Origin of the sequence: Paenochrobactrum pullorum (assembly GCF_041929845.1) — a bacterium.
GTDB lineage: Bacteria > Pseudomonadota > Alphaproteobacteria > Rhizobiales > Rhizobiaceae > Paenochrobactrum > Paenochrobactrum pullorum.
In genome coordinates this window covers 1-17,354 of the sequence record NZ_JBHEEH010000002.1, presented here as the reverse complement: position 1 = coordinate 17,354, position 17,354 = coordinate 1, and the positions used below count along the sequence as shown (strand labels likewise).

21 protein-coding genes, 1 tRNA gene and 1 pseudogene are annotated in these 17,354 nt (G+C 46.9%); 12 read left to right on the top strand and 11 right to left on the bottom strand.

The genetic code is table 11. From position 1 onward, the window contains the following. The first annotated feature begins 298 nt into the window (after nucleotides 1-298). The 6 genes from JNC77_RS06245 to JNC77_RS06220 all read left to right on the top strand — a co-directional run bounded on the left by JNC77_RS06245 (nucleotide 299) and on the right by JNC77_RS06220 (nucleotide 7,854). Nucleotides 299-709 (top strand): hypothetical protein, encoded by a 411-nt coding sequence (locus JNC77_RS06245; RefSeq protein ID WP_374830606.1) that lies wholly within the window; start codon nucleotides 299-301, stop codon nucleotides 707-709. A 116-nt stretch (nucleotides 710-825) separates the two neighbouring features. Continuing rightward, on the top strand, nucleotides 826-3,351 hold the full coding sequence (gene secD, locus JNC77_RS06240; protein ID WP_374830604.1) for a protein translocase subunit SecD: 2,526 nt from the start codon (nucleotides 826-828) through the stop codon (nucleotides 3,349-3,351). A gap of 100 nt (nucleotides 3,352-3,451) precedes the next feature. Continuing rightward, a complete protein-coding gene (locus JNC77_RS06235; protein WP_374830602.1) occupies nucleotides 3,452-4,414 on the top strand; it encodes a lysylphosphatidylglycerol synthase domain-containing protein in 963 nt (320 codons plus the stop codon). A 203-nt stretch (nucleotides 4,415-4,617) separates the two neighbouring features. Further along, complete coding sequence (locus JNC77_RS06230; protein ID WP_374830600.1) at nucleotides 4,618-5,178, top strand: alpha/beta hydrolase; 561 nt, start codon at nucleotides 4,618-4,620, stop codon at nucleotides 5,176-5,178. 257 nt (nucleotides 5,179-5,435) lie between these two features. Then, on the top strand, nucleotides 5,436-7,085 hold the full coding sequence (locus JNC77_RS06225) for an alpha/beta hydrolase (protein ID WP_374830598.1): 1,650 nt from the start codon (nucleotides 5,436-5,438) through the stop codon (nucleotides 7,083-7,085). A 22-nt stretch (nucleotides 7,086-7,107) separates the two neighbouring features. Continuing rightward, on the top strand, nucleotides 7,108-7,854 hold the full coding sequence (locus JNC77_RS06220; RefSeq protein ID WP_374830596.1) for a class I SAM-dependent methyltransferase: 747 nt from the start codon (nucleotides 7,108-7,110) through the stop codon (nucleotides 7,852-7,854). A 4-nt stretch (nucleotides 7,855-7,858) separates the two neighbouring features. Here the strand turns inward: JNC77_RS06220 and JNC77_RS06215 are convergent, their stop codons facing one another. Together JNC77_RS06215 and JNC77_RS06210 are read right to left on the bottom strand one after the other, a co-directional pair. Continuing rightward, a complete protein-coding gene (locus JNC77_RS06215) occupies nucleotides 7,859-8,044 on the bottom strand; it encodes a hypothetical protein (RefSeq protein WP_374830594.1) in 186 nt (61 codons plus the stop codon). A gap of 186 nt (nucleotides 8,045-8,230) precedes the next feature. Next, on the bottom strand, nucleotides 8,231-9,787 hold the full coding sequence (locus JNC77_RS06210; protein ID WP_374830592.1) for a TerC family protein: 1,557 nt from the start codon (nucleotides 9,785-9,787) through the stop codon (nucleotides 8,231-8,233). Between JNC77_RS06210 and JNC77_RS06205 the strand changes: the two genes are divergently transcribed. Beyond that, the gene (locus JNC77_RS06205; protein WP_374830590.1) at nucleotides 9,786-9,929 is read left to right on the top strand and encodes a hypothetical protein; all 144 of its coding nucleotides are present in this window, start codon (nucleotides 9,786-9,788) and stop codon (nucleotides 9,927-9,929) included. The two genes, JNC77_RS06210 and JNC77_RS06205, sit on opposite strands and share 2 nt — an antisense overlap. Before the next feature lie 317 nt (nucleotides 9,930-10,246). Here JNC77_RS06205 and JNC77_RS06200 read toward each other — a convergent pair whose 3' ends face one another. Then, nucleotides 10,247-10,909: a DedA family protein gene (locus JNC77_RS06200; protein WP_374830588.1), complete on the bottom strand. Its 663-nt coding sequence runs from the start codon at nucleotides 10,907-10,909 to the stop codon at nucleotides 10,247-10,249. Between the two features lie 498 nt (nucleotides 10,910-11,407). Here JNC77_RS06200 and JNC77_RS06195 point away from each other — a divergent pair. Beyond that, a tRNA-Lys gene (locus JNC77_RS06195) sits at nucleotides 11,408-11,483 on the top strand. A 195-nt stretch (nucleotides 11,484-11,678) separates the two neighbouring features. On the opposite strand, the gene JNC77_RS06190 is transcribed toward JNC77_RS06195, so the two are convergent. From JNC77_RS06190 to JNC77_RS17650, 4 genes are all read right to left on the bottom strand, one after another. Beyond that, entirely contained in the window at nucleotides 11,679-11,912 is a 234-nt protein-coding gene (locus tag JNC77_RS06190; protein ID WP_374830586.1) for a helix-turn-helix domain-containing protein, read from the bottom strand. Nucleotides 11,913-11,930: 18 nt separating this feature from the next. Then, the gene (ssb, locus tag JNC77_RS06185; RefSeq protein ID WP_374830584.1) at nucleotides 11,931-12,347 is read right to left on the bottom strand and encodes a single-stranded DNA-binding protein; all 417 of its coding nucleotides are present in this window, start codon (nucleotides 12,345-12,347) and stop codon (nucleotides 11,931-11,933) included. Between the two features lie 86 nt (nucleotides 12,348-12,433). Continuing rightward, a complete protein-coding gene (locus JNC77_RS06180; protein WP_374830582.1) occupies nucleotides 12,434-12,892 on the bottom strand; it encodes a hypothetical protein in 459 nt (152 codons plus the stop codon). Continuing rightward, nucleotides 12,889-13,095 carry an XkdD/Y8K6 family phage-associated protein gene (locus JNC77_RS17650; RefSeq protein WP_510186615.1) on the bottom strand — a complete coding sequence of 69 codons (207 nt, stop codon included), beginning with the start codon at nucleotides 13,093-13,095 and terminating at the stop codon, nucleotides 12,889-12,891. Before JNC77_RS17650 ends, JNC77_RS06180 begins: the two co-directional genes overlap by 4 nt. Nucleotides 13,096-13,197: 102 nt before the next feature. Here JNC77_RS17650 and JNC77_RS06175 point away from each other — a divergent pair, with 102 nt between their 5' ends. From JNC77_RS06175 to JNC77_RS06160, 4 genes are all read left to right on the top strand, one after another. Then, a complete protein-coding gene (locus JNC77_RS06175; RefSeq protein ID WP_374830580.1) occupies nucleotides 13,198-13,350 on the top strand; it encodes a helix-turn-helix domain-containing protein in 153 nt (50 codons plus the stop codon). A gap of 153 nt (nucleotides 13,351-13,503) precedes the next feature. Next, nucleotides 13,504-14,034 (top strand): S24 family peptidase, encoded by a 531-nt coding sequence (locus JNC77_RS06170; RefSeq protein WP_374831111.1) that lies wholly within the window; start codon nucleotides 13,504-13,506, stop codon nucleotides 14,032-14,034. 188 nt (nucleotides 14,035-14,222) lie between these two features. Further along, nucleotides 14,223-14,432 (top strand): cold-shock protein, encoded by a 210-nt coding sequence (locus JNC77_RS06165; protein WP_374830578.1) that lies wholly within the window; start codon nucleotides 14,223-14,225, stop codon nucleotides 14,430-14,432. A 115-nt stretch (nucleotides 14,433-14,547) separates the two neighbouring features. Then, nucleotides 14,548-14,793 (top strand): hypothetical protein, encoded by a 246-nt coding sequence (locus JNC77_RS06160; protein WP_374830576.1) that lies wholly within the window; start codon nucleotides 14,548-14,550, stop codon nucleotides 14,791-14,793. Here JNC77_RS06160 and JNC77_RS06155 read toward each other — a convergent pair. The 4 genes and pseudogenes from JNC77_RS06155 to JNC77_RS06140 all read right to left on the bottom strand — a co-directional run. Further along, the gene (locus tag JNC77_RS06155; RefSeq protein ID WP_374830574.1) at nucleotides 14,740-15,042 is read right to left on the bottom strand and encodes a hypothetical protein; all 303 of its coding nucleotides are present in this window, start codon (nucleotides 15,040-15,042) and stop codon (nucleotides 14,740-14,742) included. The two genes, JNC77_RS06160 and JNC77_RS06155, sit on opposite strands and share 54 nt — an antisense overlap. A gap of 87 nt (nucleotides 15,043-15,129) precedes the next feature. Beyond that, nucleotides 15,130-15,390, bottom strand: a complete 261-nt coding sequence (locus JNC77_RS06150) for a hypothetical protein (protein ID WP_374830572.1) — start codon at nucleotides 15,388-15,390, stop codon at nucleotides 15,130-15,132. Then, on the bottom strand, nucleotides 15,387-16,043 hold the full coding sequence (locus JNC77_RS06145; RefSeq protein ID WP_374830570.1) for a lysozyme: 657 nt from the start codon (nucleotides 16,041-16,043) through the stop codon (nucleotides 15,387-15,389). The genes JNC77_RS06150 and JNC77_RS06145 overlap by 4 nt, the downstream gene beginning before the upstream one ends. Before the next feature lie 494 nt (nucleotides 16,044-16,537). Next, a pseudogene (locus tag JNC77_RS06140) lies at nucleotides 16,538-17,354 on the bottom strand (IS3 family transposase); the annotation flags it as partial.

Sequence of the window (17,354 nt, the reverse complement as noted above, 5' to 3'; positions counted from 1 at the left end):
AACTCTTTCACCGCCCAAACCTTTTTATCATCGAATGCTATATCCAAAAAAATGTTTTTCAATTCGTAAATAACTGTCGTGACAAACGAAAAACAAAGCGTGCTTTCATCAGTAAGCCTAATCAACATAGGCGAATTTTCTAATCAGGTTAAGATAATATTCGCATTTTCCTTGTGGCTAGCGATACAGTTGGTTAATGAAGATTCTCAATCAGATTTCTATATGCTAGTTTAACAGCAGACAAGAACTCTGCAAATGACAACACCAACGGCACAGGCCCCATCTTTTGGCAAAGCATGTGAAACATAGATTGAAGCTGCAAGCACATGATTTCATGGTGCTTTCTTCGATTCTGGTTGCTTTGATGTCGTTGTTTCTGATCGGCAGTTTCACCACCGCGAATGATGATAAAACCTATCAAATCATTCAGATGGATGCCATCAGCCAGACTGATTTGCGGATAACTCCAAGCGGACGGCACCAAACAACACCGGCAAATCTCCCTTCCCGCACTTCTGTTGCCGAACTTTATCAGCATAAATTCAAACCACAGCGCTTTGACAATGCTGATCCTTTTCTTGGTGCTGTTCTTCTTGATTTTGCTGCCGAATATTACACCGGCCTGCAAGTCATTTATTTTGCGGAAAACTTAATCGCCCTGCCCGTTGCCTCTACCGGCGCGCGGGCGCCACCTTTTTCGACGCGATAATTCTTTCTGCTTTCCTTTTTTCGGGCAAGTTAATTGTCATTAAACTTAACTTGCAAATACCCATTAGCGGTTTTTCTGAATATTTCAGAAGAGCTGTCATTTCCGGATAAAAAACTATGCGCACATCCAAATGGGCCATTGCTTTTTATAGCCTGATCGTTTTGGTCGGGCTTATCATTGCATTGCCCAATTTCTTTACCCAGCAACAGCTCGAAGCTATGCCAAGCTGGTTCCCTAAAAAACAAGTCACTCTCGGTCTCGACCTGCGCGGCGGTTCCTATCTCGTATTGGAAGTCGACGCAGCAGGCTTGAAAAAAGATCGTCTGCGTTCCCTGCTTGATGATGCACGTTCGAAACTGCGTTCAGAACGCATCCAGCCACAGTCGATCCGTATTGCCGGTGATGCCGTTGTTGTTGTCATTCCTGATGCAGATGCGCGTAAAAAAGCTGACACAGCCCTGCGCACGCTGATCACTCAGGTTAATTCCAACAGCTTTGGTGCGGCTATCAACGACATCGACGTTACCCAGACAGACAATCAGATCCGTCTTAATCTGACCGAAGCAGGTTTCCAGTATCGTCTTGATGCAGCACTGCAACAGAGCCTTGAGATCATCCGTCAGCGTGTGGATCAGGTCGGTGTTGCCGAACCTTCCATCCAGCGCGTCGGCTCCGACCGTATTGTGGTTCAGCTACCAGGCCTTCAGGATCCGGCACATTTGCGCCAGCTTCTCGGCTCCACCGCTAAAATGACCTTCCATATGGTCGCCGATGTTCCGGTCAATGACACCCCACCTCCGGGTGTTTCTATCCTGCCGGATGCTAAAGACGGCATGCAATATCCAATTGAAGATCAGGTTGCGTTGAGCGGCGAACGCCTGACTGATGCACGCGCCGGTTTTGACCAGCGCACCAATGAACCAATTGTTTCATTCCGTTTTGATTCACTCGGTGCCCGTCAGTTTGCCGAAATCACCACCAAAAACGTTAACCGGCCATTTGCCATCGTGCTTGACGGTAAAGTCTTGAGTGCGCCTGTTATCCGTGAGCCGATCACCGGTGGGTCGGGTCAGATCAGCGGTAACTTCTCAGTTGAAGAATCCGTGGTTCTGTCCGCCCTTCTGCGTGCCGGTGCATTGCCTGCACCATTGACTGTGATTGAAGAACGTACCGTTGGCCCTGATCTGGGTGGCGATGCCATCAAAATGGGTCTTTACACCGGTATTGCAGGCTTCTTGCTTGTCGCGGTGATGATTGTAGTGCTTTACGGCATCTGGGGTTTCATCGCCAATGTCGCATTGCTTCTGCATACAATTTTAACTTTGTCAGCTCTAAGCCTTCTTGGGGCAACACTCACCTTACCGGGTATTGCCGGTATTATTTTGGGTATTGGTATCGCCGTTGACGCCAATATTCTCATTAACGAACGTATTCGTGAAGAAACCCGTAAAGGCATGGGGGCAATGGCCGCTCTCGATAAAGGGTTCAAGATTGCCTATTCCACCATTGTGGATGCAAACGTCACCACTCTGATTGCAACCGTACTACTCTTCCTCTTCGGTACGGGTCCGGTGCGTGGTTTTGCCGTTACCATGATGCTTGGTATTGCCATTTCCATGTTTACCGCGATTACAATCGTTCGCGTCATCATGGAATGGGTTGTCCGCCGCCGCAAAATCAAAGTGCTGCATATCGAGCCGATTATTTCATTGGTGCCTGAAAACACCAATTATAAGTTCATGAAGGCGCGTTTCTTCGGCATTGGCGTTTCCATTGTCTTGTCACTTGCTTCCATCGGTCTCTTTATCGCACCTGGCTTGAATTACGGTATCGACTTCAAGGGCGGTATTCAGGCTGAAATCGTCACTTCACAGCCAGCCGATTTAGGCCAGCTTCGTTCAACACTCACTGACTTGAAGCTGGGTGAAGTTGCCCTGCAAACAGCAGGCAGCCCGAACAATGTGTTGATCCGCATGCAGCGTCAGGATGGCGGCGAAGAGGCACAATCCGTTGCTGTTTCCAAAATGCGTGAAGCCGTCCAGACGCTTTATCCGGATGTGAAAATCGAACGCACCGAAGTTGTCGGACCTAAGGTTTCCGGCGAATTGGCACGCTCGGGTGTGATTGCGGTGGTTCTGGCAGCAATCGCGATGCTCTTCTATATCTGGTGGCGTTTCGAATGGTATTTTGCCGTGGGTGCAATTGCCACTCTGGTGTTGGATACCACCAAGCTGGTGGGCTTCTTTGCGCTGATGCAGCTTGATTTCAACCTCACAGCCATTGCAGCACTTCTCACCTCCATCGGTTATTCGGTAAACGATAAAGTGGTGGTCTATGACCGTATGCGTGAAAATATGCGCCTCTACAAATCCAAACCACTGCGTGAAATCATCGATATGAGTATCAATCAGGTACTTGTTCGTTGTGTTTACACCTCAATGACCACTTTCCTCGCAATGGCGCCAATGGCGATCTGGGGCGGCAGTGCCGTTCATAATTTCGCCCTGCCGATGCTGTTTGGTATCTTTATCGCAACCAGCTCCTCCATCTTCATTGCAGCGCCAATTCTGCTGTTCCTTGGAGACTGGTCGATCAAGCGCCAGAAAAAGCACGAACAAGATCAGGCTGCAATCGCATCCTGATCCATGACAGGACGGGACGTGCTCCGGCATTTCCCGTCCCGTCCAATAATGAATTCGCGGAGGGGACATATATGGTTGTTATGAAATTGGCGAGCAGAGCATGAAATTAAAAGATTATATCTGGCCGGTTATCGGTCTCATTGCTGTCGCTGTGTCTGCATGGTTGCTCTATAAAGAATTACGCAGTATTTCTTTGGATGACGTCATCGACAGTCTTTATGCAATTCGTTTCCATCATTGGGTTTTAGCGGCTCTTTCAGCGCTTGTTGCTTATAGTTCGCTGGCCGGTTATGATCGTATCGCGCTTTTGCATCTGCATCGCAAAATTTCGTGGATCTTCATTGCCCTTTGCTCCTTTACCACTTATGCCCTCTCCCATAATATTGGCGCATCGGTAATTTCCGGCGCTGTCGTGCGCTATCGGGCTTATTCCTCACAAGGCCTGCCGGGCAGCGAAATCGCGGTGCTGATTGCGTTTTGCTCTTTCACATTCATTCTCGGTGTCATCATGACATCCAGCATTGTTTTGCTGTTGGAGCCGCATATTCTGCAACGCTTTAGCGAAGATCTGCCACCACATCTGGCCATCGGCATTGCAATTGTAATGTTAGCATTTGTGCTGCTTTATATTTTCGGCAGCTGGTTGCAATTACGTCCGCTACAAATAGGCAAATTCCGCCTTGAATATCCCCGATTGAGCATTGTCGTACAGCAATTGATTGTGGCACCGGTCGAGCTGATCGGCGCGGCCGGCATTATTTATTTTGCCCTGCCAGAAGCCGGCAATCCGGGGTTTCTGATTATACTCGGTATTTTTCTGGTATCTTTCTCGGCAGCCCTTATTTCCCACGCACCGGGTGGCTTGGGTGTGCTGGAACTCGTCTTCATGACCGGCTTACCGGATATGGATCCTGCCGATGTTTTGGCCGCTTTGATTGTGTTCCGTTTGCTCTATTTGCTGATCCCGTTCGGCCTGTCGCTGATCGTGGTACTGGTCTTTGAAAAATCGCAGTTTTCAAAAAGCTATTATAAAATACATCAACCCAAAGAACCTGAAAATTGACAAGCCCACTTCTTGTCCAAGCAATTCTGGCGGAATAAACATTTCCAGAAAAAATTCCGCCAGAAAGAATTTAATTTAATCTTTAGCCTGATTATTAGATTAATATTTCTTAATTTGCCGATAAACACCCCTTAAAATGAAAACTTAATTCAAAGCGCTGATTTTTTATCCGCTTTTTAATTTTTCATCCAAAGGGTTATGACATGTCTGCTACTTTACTTATTCCCGGTTTTAAGGGATCTGAAGCAGGTCACTGGCAACGCCAATGGCTTGAAGATGACGACAATGCCCAAATTGTCGAGCAAGATGATTGGCATTACCCGGTACTTTCCGAATGGTTATACAAGCTGGAAGCCAAACTGGTTAAAAATCCGGGGGCGGTTTTGGTGGCTCATAGTCTGGGTTGCATCCTTGTCAGCCATTTAAGCAGCCGTCCGGCAGCCGCACATGTTGCCGGTGCATTACTGGTCGCACCTGCCGATGCCGAAACGATGACGAAAAAAGATTCCCGCTTTGCAAGTTTCACCCCCTTACCGCGCGAGCAATTAAGCTTCCCCTCCATTGTTGTCGCCAGTCGCAATGATGAATATATGAGCTTCAATAAAGCCAAAGCATTGTCACGTGTTTGGGGAGCCGGCTTTGTTGACCTGGGTTTTTCCGGCCACATCAATCCTGCCAGTGGTTTCAATCATTGGCCGGAAGGTACAATTTTGGCTGCCGGCTTGCAATCACCGCAAGCACAGCTCCATTTAAATGTCGGCTGAATAAATCTAAACCTGTGTCCGATTGATAAAATCATCAGCCGGACACAATCGCTTTATCCGCTCACATAAAGCAAACCCTTTGATAAGCTAACCATTGCAAGTACTGCTTTTTCATGTCAATTCACCCGTGTAATGACAAAACAAGAGTAGCCTGCAGGTCAAGGCCATAATTATCGCTGCTCCTGTTCTTTATTTTATGCATTGCCGCAAGTGTCGTATGTGACACTATAATTGCATAATGCTATAAGGGGTATGCGATGCGCCACGGGCTTTTAAGACTTTGGAACTCGTTCAACGCGATCGGCCTGTTGATAGGCACATTGTTTTTTGCAGCATCGCTGACCCCCAGCCTGCTCCCTAGAACCTACCTTATGCAAGGTCTGCTTTCAGGTGTCACTTTAGCCGCGGGCTATGGCCTTGGTGTCTTTTTTACCGCTCTTTGGAAACGACTGGAACTGCCGCGCTTTCAACCGAAAATACGGCGATTCCTTAAAATATCCGGGAGTGCTTTCTGCATTCCTGTATTGATCATCTTTCTTTGGCGCACCGCTGAATGGCAAAACTCCATCCGCGCATTGATGCAATTGGAGCCGGTAGAAACAGCACATCCTTTTTATGTCGCACTGATTGCATCCATTACTTTTACAGTTCTGATCGGCATTGTACGCCTGTTCAAATGGGTGATGCATTTTTCATCGCGCAATGCACAGCGCTTTGCCCCCAAACCAATGGCCTATCTGCTTGGCAGCATTATTGCGGTCGCCATTTTCTGGAGTGCCGGCGAAGGTATTTTGTTCCGCGGTGCATTGCATATGGCTGATTCCTCTTTCCGTGCACTTGATGAGTTGATGGAGCCAGATACGGCACAACCACTGGATCCCTTAAAAACCGGCAGTAAATCATCACTCATTGCATGGCGCGATCTTGGCCGTCAGGGACGCGAATATATCGCCAATGCCCCGACACAAGAAGACATCAGCGCCTTCCGCAATAAGCCTGCCATGGAACCAATCCGGGTTTATGTCGGCTTGAATGCTGCTGATACAGTGGATGCGCGTGCGAAACTAGCGCTGAAAGAGCTTATCCGCGCTGGTGGTTTTGAACGCTCATCCCTTGTTGTGGTAACCCCTACCGGCACCGGTTGGGTAGACGCAGAAGCAATGAATCCGGCTGAATATCTGCTTGAAGGCGATGTTGCCAGCGTCGCGGTACAATATTCCTATCTTGCCAGTTGGCTGTCTCTGCTATTCGAGCCGGATTATGGCAGCAAAACCGCTCGTGCGCTGTTTCGTGAAGTCTATCGTCATTGGACAAAAATGCCGAAAGATAAACGTCCGAAACTTTATCTATATGGCTTGAGCCTTGGCGCCTTAAGCTCCGAGCGTTCAGCTGAATTATTTGAAGTTATTGGCGACCCTTATCAAGGTTCGCTTTTAGCCGGCCCACCGTTCCCGAGCAGCGTTTGGCACGCCATGACCGAAGCACGCAATCATGACAGCCCATCATGGCTGCCGTTGGTTGGTGATGGTTCTTATGTACGCTTTACTGCACAAAAAGATAACCTCAATAATGCATCTGCACCTTGGGGGCCTATTCGTACGGTCTATTTACAATATGCCAGTGATCCGATTGTCTTTTTTGAATATTCTTCCCTTTATAGCAAACCATCATGGATGGACGACCCTCGTGGCCCCGATGTATCCGCGGAATTCCGTTGGTATCCGGTTGTAACCTTCTTGCAATTGGCACTTGATTTAGCCATGGCAACCACAACGCCTATGGGTTATGGACATGTTTATGCTGGGGAGCATTATATTGACGCATGGCGTGAAGTGCTGGATTTACAAGACTGGAGTTTAGATGATCTTAACCGTCTCAAAGATAAATTCAGAGCCAATCGTGGGTAAATAAAACGTCTGAGTAAAAATTATGAATAATCTTTATGGCCGTTTGGCCTCATGGGTTTATGAAATTGACAAGCCAATCGGCAAATCATTCGGCGATGTTGAATTTTATCGTGATTGTCTGAAAGATATTGATGGCCCTGTGCTTGAACCAGCAACCGGTAATGGCCGCATACTCATTCCCCTTCTTGAAGTCGGCATCGAGGTAGATGGCTATGACCTGTCGCAAGAAATGCTTGATTTATGCGAGCAGGCACTCAAAACCCGCAATCTCAAATCGGATTTAAGCAAGGCTGCTTATGATAGCTATCAGGCAAAACGCCCATATTCAGCAATCATCATTCCGGCCGGCTCTTTTCAGCTCATGACAGATGCGGCAGAAATTGAACGTGCAGTCCAAAATTTTGCCTCATCGCTCAAACCGGGAGGCAAGCTGATTGTCGATATTTATCCGCGTCTTGATGAGGCAGAAAAACCACGTGTGCGCCATTGGCCGGTCGGCGATGATCTTTTGGTTCTGACCGAAATGCCTTATGCGATTGATTATTTCGCTCAGAAAACCGTTTCACAATTGCGCTATGAACATTGGCACAAAGGAGACTTGGTCAAAACAGAGCTGGAACTTTTCAGTCTGCGTTGGTGGGGCGTTTACGAATTTGAGCTTTTGCTAAGACAAGCAGGCTTCAAACAAATCAAGCGCTCGGCCGATTATCAGTATGGCGTTGAGCCAACAGACGGCTCGTCATGCGTTACTTTTGAAGCAATTATTTAAAAATTCACCATATGCCGCGGTGCTTCCAGCACCAAAGCATATGTTCTTCACTCGGATTTTCGCGACGCTGTTTTCGGCGTTCGATTTCTTCCGCACTGGCTTTGACTTTAACAAAAAAATGCATCACAGCACTGTTTTGCAATGCTTTTATACCCAAAGCCTCTTGAAAAAAATCCGATAAAGAGCGCATGAAACTCCCTCATAAATCCATGATGCTTCATAATTCACTTGCGGAAATTAAAGCTTAAACGGCTCATCACCACAGGTTAACAATTGATTAATCATCATGGTTTTCAAGTTTTTTGTCAATAACCCCACTGATTTTGTCGCCTTAAAATCAGTGGGGTTTTAAATATCCGAAAATTAAATTCTTCGATTATTCATATTCAGACGCAACCGGCGTAATGCGTACCTTGCCGACGTGGCGGCCATCCATGCTGACAATTTCAAACTGCAATTCATCAGCGGTTATCGTTTCACCACCTTGTGGCAAATGCCCCAGATGCCAGATGAGATAACCTGCCAAAGTGGTGTAGCGGTCATCCTCATCCACCAAATCACGACCGACAAGACCACTCAAACGGCGGATGTCACAAAAACCATCAGCCAACCAGCCACTATTATCTTCAAGCCGCACAATTGAACTGACTTCATCCTCATCGGGGAATTCACCTGCGATGGCTTCCAGAATATCTGCAGGTGTTGCCACACCTTCAAATGACCCATGCTCATCCACGATCAACGCCATCTGCACCGGTGATGTTCGCAACTGTTCCATCACCCGCAAAACATTGGCGTTTTCATGTACAACCAGTGGCTGCTTAATGTGCTTTTCCCAATTGATTGTGTTGTTTTCACTTAAATCAATCAGCAAATCTTTTACCAAGGCCACCCCTTGGAATTCATCAATCTGGCCATGTGCCATAATCACACGCGAGTGATTGAGCTTTTTGATCATACTGTGAATTTTCGTCTCATCCAGATCCAGATCAAGCCATTCAATTTCATTGCGCGGCGACATGATCGAGCGCACAGGTCTCTCGCCAAGATCAAGCACACCACGGATCATTTCTTTTTCTTCCGGACGGAACACATCGCTGCTTGCCGTATGATGGGCAATCACATCGACGGTTTCCGACAAGGCATCACCGCCACGCCCGCCACCCAGCAAACGCAATACCGCACCCGCTGTGCGCTCGCGCAAATCATTGGTGGTCACCAATTTCTCACGGTTGCGGCGCGCCATCTGGTTAGCCGACTCGATAAGAACCGAGAAACCGATCGCCGCATAGAGATAGCCTTTAGGAATATGATAACCAAATCCTTCGATCACCAAGCTGAAACCAATCATCAGCAAGAAGCCGAGACAGAGGATAACCACTGTCGGATGACGGTTGACAAAGTCCATCAGAGAGCGAGATGCGACCATCATCACGCCCATCGCGATAATAACAGCGATAATCATGACCGAGAGATGCTCAACCATACCAACGGCGGTAATCACACTATCCAGCGAGAAAACGGCATCAAGGACGACAATTTGTGCAATCACTTGCCAGAATACCGCATGCCCTATTCGACCGCCATCTTGTTTGTGCCCACCCTCAAGGCGCTCATGCAGCTCCATCGTGCCCTTGGCCAGCAAGAAGACACCACCCAATGCCATAATCAAATCACGACCGGAGAAGGAAAAACCAAGCGCGCTGAACAAAGGCTGTTTCAGCGTCACAATCCAGGAAATTGAAGCAAGCAAAACAAGGCGCATCAATAATGCAAGCGACAAGCCAAGCAAACGGGCGCGATTGCGCTGATGCGGCGGCAATTTATCAGCCAAAATGGCAATAAAGACCAGATTATCAATACCAAGTACTATTTCGAGCAAAATGAGGGTCATAAGACCCAGCCATGCGTTCGGGTCTGCAATCCATTCCATGGCTGTTAAATCCTGCCGTAATGATTACGAGGAAAAATATGTCTCCGGTTTGCATAAACCGACAGACAAGAAAACCTGCTTGAAAAATGCGGATCATGGTTCATCTGCCGTTGATGCAAAATCCACGCATACAACAGCCTGAACAAACATAAAAACGCCTGCCCGCTTCCATAGGAATTCAATTTTAAAAGAAAAGAGCGCAGGTTAACATCGAATGCAACCTGCCTACTTCGCGGTAAAGATTCGTCAGAACTATCGTCTGGCATAAAGCGTAGTACACCTTACTAATGAAGGAAAAACAGCATATTTACACGTGTTTTGGTTAAAAACCAAACGCATACTTTTTTAACCGTTCACTTTTGCCGTATTTCCCGTGGGCTCCGGCACGATTGCCGGAGTTGATATTATGTATAGTGGAGCCTTTACAATCAAGACCCGACGATAAAAAAAGCCTGTAACTTATTCAGAAATGGTCTTTTGAATGCCGCGTTTGCGTACACGTCGTGGCTGATTTTTAAAATATTTCACTGCAAAAATAGAAAATACCGTCGTCACAACGGTAATCACTACAGTCATCAAGACCATCGAATTACCGTTCATATGGGACAAAATCCCTGCACTGCGTGCAGCAAGCCAACCGGGCAAGAACATCGCCGGCGCCCAGACAACGGCCGACAGAATATTAGCCGTCTGGAAGCGTTTTTGATCCATCGACATAATACCTGCGACCAACGGTACAGTACAGCGCACAGGGCCGAAAAAACGACCTAAGAATACGGCCCAGAAACCATAACGGCGAAATAGCAAACGCGCACGCGCGACACCGCTTCGATGTTTGTTCAGCGGCCATTTATGGATAATGCTGCGCCCGACCCACCAGCCGAGAAAATAAGAAATTATATCGCCCAAAACAGCGCCGATAATCGCACCGATAATAACAGGGATCGGATCAATTACGCCGGTGCCGATCAAACCTCCAATCAACAGCATGATTGCTGTTGCGGGAAAAAACATACCAATAATGGCCAGCGATTCACCAAATGCAATAATCCCGACGATAGGCCCCGCCCATTCTTTGTGCGCAGAGATAAAATTTCCCAGATCGCCAATAATGCTTTCCATTAAGCCCTCAATACATACAGCCCAAACTGGTGCTTTGAGTGCATTACCAGACAAATATCACGTTCACCTGACAATCACATAAAACAACCCGTTGTTCGGGCCGAGAATCGTTCATTATTCGCTATATATAAGCACTGGGATTTAAAAGCCTATGCAATTTATATGCAAATCACGTCTAAAATTAATAGCAGACAGTTTTATATGGCACTCTGCACAAAACCTTACAACCAGTTGAAAAAATAAACTTTAAAAAGTTTAAATTTAGTCTGGTCAATTCGCGTTGATTCCGCTTTGAAAATCATTACGAGCCTATCAAAATTACATTAACACGACCTCTATGCCATGCCGTTTTCTCTTGTTTACAACCTATGGAAAGGGAAATTGCGTAAAAACGTAAAAAATGATCATAAAAATCAAAAAAACAAACACATAGGGTAGACAGGCTTAAAACATCTGTTTATAGAACCGATCACTTCTTGAGGTGATCGCCTCATGAGTGGGTGCGTAGCTCAGTTGGTAGAGCAGCTGACTCTTAATCAGCGGGTCACAGGTTCGATCCCTGTCGCACCCACCAAAACTTCACCAAAGAAATCAAATACATAAGCAATAAAAACAATATGGCAGACTATCGCCATTTTTTGGTCTTCTGAAATCAGTAAGCCACTAGTAAGCCACTTTTAAACCACAGGCTGCGATCACTTTTCCAAATAAAAAGCCCCCGAAGCGATAATCACGCGGGGGCTTTGTGCTTTATAGTTCGGTTTTCAGCTTAAATACCGCTCACCGTTGCGGCTGCTGTTGACTGAAATGTACGCTTATTCAGCCACGTTTCTAAATCATCGCGGCGATATAGAATTCGCCTTGCCGATTGTTTAATGTAAATCGGGCCTTCTCCAGTCATCCGATACTCAGCCAGGATGTTTGGTTTTACTCTTAAAAACTCTGCCGCCTCCGACGAGGTCAATAAGTGCTGCAACCTTTTTCCATTATTGTTCACTTCCACCTTATTCGCCCTCCGCATCTAGAATGGGATTTCATCGTCAAGATCGCGGCTGCTAGAGCCACCAGATTGGTCACCATATGATTGTCTGGACTGCTGGTTGCTTCGTTGCTCCGCACGCCCACGTTCTGCATCGTCATTTGATCCGCGTTCGCCGATCATCTGCAAAACGATCTCGGTTGAGTACTGGTCGTTGCCGTCGCGGTCTTTCCACTTCCGAGTTTGCAACGCGCCTTCCAGATAGACCTGTGTGCCTTTTTTGATGTATTGCTCGGCAACTTTGGCAAGATGCTCGTTGAAGATCACCACTATGTGCCATTCCCTCTTTTCGCGTCGCTCACCGGACTGGCGGTCACGCCAGCTTTCCGATGTGGCAATCCGCATATTGACGATTGGATCGCCGCCGTTTGACCAGCGGATTTCAGGATCTGCGCCCAAATAACCAACCAAAATAACTTTGTTTACACTTCCAGCATGTTCATATTCCTATCGTATAATTTTTATCTTTGGCGCTACTGCACCGGTCAAATGAAATATCCCTCACGCCTCATCATCTCTCTGATCTGGCGGGCTTGCTTTTGGGCGGATGCATCTAGCTTTTGAATGTTGAATAGGCGCTGGATCGGTTCAAGGAACTTTTCAAGCGACTGCCCGAATGTTGTGTCGGCACTCACCGACAGGCGTTCTTCGACGAGTAGGTTTTCCAGCAAATAATAAACGGTCATCATGCACTTGCCGTTATGCTGGTCTGCGAAAACTGGCGTCAGTTTTTTGTAAAGACGATCAAGGCGGCGGCGTATCTGTGCGGCCCGCTTCGGGTCGAGATCGTCTTGCGGCTCTAAGAGTGCCGACCGGCTGGCCGTCACAATAAAATTGTGATCGGCCTTTTCCTGATCGATTTCTTGGAAGTGGCCCATGTTCTTGGTGATGCCATAAATGAGGGCCGTTATAATGCTGGCTTTCACGCGCTGCCGGTCGTTCATTGGCTGCCCTCCGCCTTCGATATAGCATCGCGCATTTGCTTGAGGTGTTTGGCGACGGCCCCCTTTTTGTATGCCGTGTAGTTGAGTGCATCCTCGACGAATGGCAAGGCGGCGTAGACGGCTTCGAGCAGATCCGGTGCTACGGCAATAAGATGCGCGTTCGCTTTTGCTTCTGCTCTGGCATTCTCACCGCTGCGTCGAATTTCAGCGAATGCCTCGGCAAAGATGCCTGTCCTCTCCGATGTGATATCGTTGTCACCTGATCGTTCATCTGTTTTGAATATACAAAGGCTTTTATAGCGAGAATGCGCGAGGCGGTTGGTGACGAATCTGTCAACTCATTTGCAAAAAGATGCGAGATGCCGGAAGCGACTATGCGCGGTTACTTCAACGGCAAGATTCCTAGCGGTGATAAAATACTGATTATTGCAAATGTCGCTCAAGTCAGTATTGAATGACTAGTTTCAGGTTGAGGGCCCAAAAAATATGATGGAGTAGGAGCTTCGGATGTTCTCATCAATTCGAATATTAGTGATCAATTTACACTTGTTCCGCAGCTTGACATTCAAGCTTCTGCTGGAAGCGGCTCGCTCCCATATTCTGAGTAAACTATTGATTTACTTTCCTTTAAGGAGAGTTGGCTTAGAGGCATAAATATAAATCCTCGCTACGCTCGCGTACTCATCGCAAAAGGCGACTCTATGGAGCCAACGATCAGGGATGGTGATGTCTTGTTGGTGGATACATCTATTACGAGCGTATATGACAGCGCCATTTATATTGTTGTTTATAACGGACACACACTTGTGAAGCGCGTAAACATGCTGCGAAATGGGTCGCTTATGATAATTTCCGATAATAATCACCATCCGCCTGAAGATGTGCCTTTAGCTGAAGTGCCTAATTTGCGCCAAGCGCAACCGCCTCACCTACACCACCCACGAACAGATCTGCGCAAAAGCAGATTAAGACAACTCTATTTGGATGAAATAGAAAAGCGCGCGCGATGCAAAGGGCGCGGATGCCACGGGCACATGCGTATGGCAATGGCGTGGCTCATTAAATTGAGTGGTTTTGCAACGAGCAAAAAGATGAAGGTGATAAAGAGAGCAATAACAAGCAAGGGTAGAGATTTTATTTAAAGCCAAACCATGGGTTGACTTTATAATTATAGAGCCTACATTATAGATATCGATATTTGCTTGTTTAGCTTTGCTTCTTGCGCATCATTAGCGCCTTTAACGAACCTTCCCTTTCAAAAAATCGCTATCGCACTCACAGTTCATATTGAGCTGGGAGCATCCTATTTATTGCTAAGAGAGGGTTCATTATGACCACTGGCACAGTTAAATGGTTTAATTCAATTAAAGGCTTCGGCTTCATTCAACCTGATAATGGCGGCAATGATGTGTTTGTACATATTTCTGCAGTTGAGCGTGCGAACATGTCCCAACTGAATGAAGGCCAGAAAATCGGATACGACACAGAGCGTGACAACAAGTCAGGCAAAATGTCAGCTTGCAATCTGCAAGCAGCATAATTCGGTATTACTCATTCTTGACCACGGATGTACTGGCACTAATGAGAGAATAATACCAACTGAGGTCAGACAAATTGTCTGGCCTTTTTTATTTCCAATTACATATGGATAATTCATGAAAAATACATTTAGCGCCCTTCGCGAAACTGCAGAAATTGCATTTCAAAAAACGCAATCACATAACCCAATTCAAACTCGTGTCGAAAATGAAATTGATGAAGAGCTTAAATTGAGAGCCGCGAAAACAGCCCGCCTCAAAGCAGCTCGTCTTGCACTACAACCTGTCGAAGTGTTGAGAAAAACTATATCAAAGCGTGTTAAATCCGCCTTTAATAATGAAACTGATTACACCCAGAATTAAAGCACTAATAATCAGCCAGACAACCTTTGCTAATGTTTCACTTACCCCTGATATTTTCTTTTCCAAATCATTGAACCGGTTGTCCATGCGCTTCCATTGCTCGTCCTTACGGGCATCTGCCAATTCAGCTTGTCGCTGCCATTGCTCAAGAGACGTTACGCGTAAAGCCATGGCAGTTATCTGATGCTCGTTCCCGACGACACGAGAACGCAGATCGAAATCATTATCGTTTGGCACCATCACCAACATCCCGCTTTATTTCCATATGCATTGTGACCGGCAATTGATTTGCCAGCATGAGAATCATTCTGCGCTACATAAACAGCCGTTTCAGGCTTAAGGCTGATCTTCTGCCAACCCGCGCAATTGCTCGCACTGGTCGCGCACCCCGCCAAGCTCAACACAGAGACGCACAGCATCCATATTGTTGATTGTTTCATTGATACCTGCCCTATTCTGGATTGCCTGATTAATTGCCTCGGCAGCTTTAAGCACTGCCTGCTGTTTGCCGTCATGAACCCCAAGCGCATAAAAAAAGAGGCCTGAAACTGCCCCTCCTATAATCGCGCCGGTGATGTGTTGAAGTGTGAACCTCATGCAGATTGTTCCTGCATGCGTTTAATCAGGAAATAAACACCGATACCAAAAGCCCCAACCATGATAATGGCCAGCGCCCACTGAATTGGTGACGATCCTGCGGCCATACCGCCAAGCCCTGAAAGCAAACCACCAGCTGAGGCAATCAATTCAGGTTTAAGCAAAGTGTCTTTCTTCTGCTCAGGGGAAACGTAGTTTGAGGAAACGAAATCACCCTTAACCCAAAGCCCAGCCTCTGCTGCGCGACGGTTAACCAGCCCCTGCACCCGTTTACCACCTGCATTGACCCATTTCATCAGTTCTGCTGGCACAGCACTGTAATCACCGGTGTTCAGTTTTTTGAGCAATGTGGATTTGTGAAGTGCACCGGTGTTGAAGTCGAACGAAACAAGTGCAGCATATTGGTTATCGTTCAGCGGCACTTTAACCAGATCAGATACACGCTTTTCAAACTTCGCCAGATCAGCACGCAGAATACGATCAGCTTCCTGATCATTGATCTTCATGCCTGCCACCACCTTGGGTGCACCGGCGGCAGATGTGTGGCCGTAGCCAATCGTCCAGATACCAGCCACATCCTGATAGGCTGTCAGGCGTTTACCTTCCCATTTTTGGATGTGCGAAAGCCCCGCCGCGTTAATGCGTCGTGTCATGTCATTTCCTTTCGGTAATAAAAAGCCCCGCTAAAGCGAGGCATATTTTTTAGTGAGATTCCAACTCTATGATTTTACCACGCCATACCGTGACGGGGATAAGTCAGGAACCTATTTGGGCCGCTGTTTTCGAGACCGGTAACGGCGGCGCCACTGCCATGCAAAAAATACAATCAATACAACGCCAATTGTGATTAGAACGACAGAACCATTGTAAACGGATTCAAATTCAAAACTGCTCATAAGGGCACCTCCTCAAAGATGAACCGCTGCACCCGTAAGAAGTTCCTTCTTTTTAAAAAAACTGCCTTGAATTGGGTTTTTTCAGCACTAAATCAAACACGTCATTCCAACATATTTCGTTCTTTTAAAGGAGGTTAAGGTGAGCGATCGTTTGTTTGACGAGCCTGTTTACGTAAAGAATGGTCGATATTTAACATTAGAGATTGCCAGTATTCACAAAGTGATCTTGGCCCGAATTAGTTGAGAGAGTTTCACTCTGTGCAGGCCGTGATGGCTTCAAATCCTATTGGCGATTTATATCCCAATAAAGAGTGCTGCCGTATTGGATTATAAAAGCCATCGATGTATCGGCCAAGTTCTTTTTCAGCGCTGATGCGTGTTTGAAAGACTGTACGCCATACCATCTCTGATTTGATGGTTTTAAACACGCTTTCCACCATGGCATTGTCATAACAATTACCTTTACCGCTCATTGATATGAGGATGTGGTACTTACCCAATAACGTTTGATAGTCATGTGAGCAATATTGACTGCCGCGATCCGAATGATGGATCAAGCCAGGAGGTGGTCTGCGAAGAGCAATTGCCCTGCTTAAAGCCGTCAACGCCAGATCTTTTTTGAGCCTGTCACTCCTCGCCCATCCAACAATACGTCTGGAGAATAAGTCCAGCACGATTGCCAAATAGAGCCAGCCTTCCGCTGTCCATATATAGCTGATATCAACACCCCATTTCTGATCTGGACCGTCACAGGCAAAGTCCTGATCAAGTAGATTGGGAGCCACCAGACCACCATGATTACTATCTGTGGTTTTCTTATATCGCCGTTTTTGCAATGCTTTCAGTCCGTTATCCCTCATCAATCTTGCAATACGATGGCGGCCAACATCAAGGCCGGCTTCATTGAGTTCAACATGCATGCGCGGGCAACCATAAGTTTCATTGGATGTCGTGAACTGTGTGCGGATGTGCGCCAATAAGATCATATCCCTGTTTATCGAGGGCTGGCCGGGCGGCCACTGCCTGAGCAAAATAGCCGCTTTCGCTCACACCAGGAACCGAGCAGAG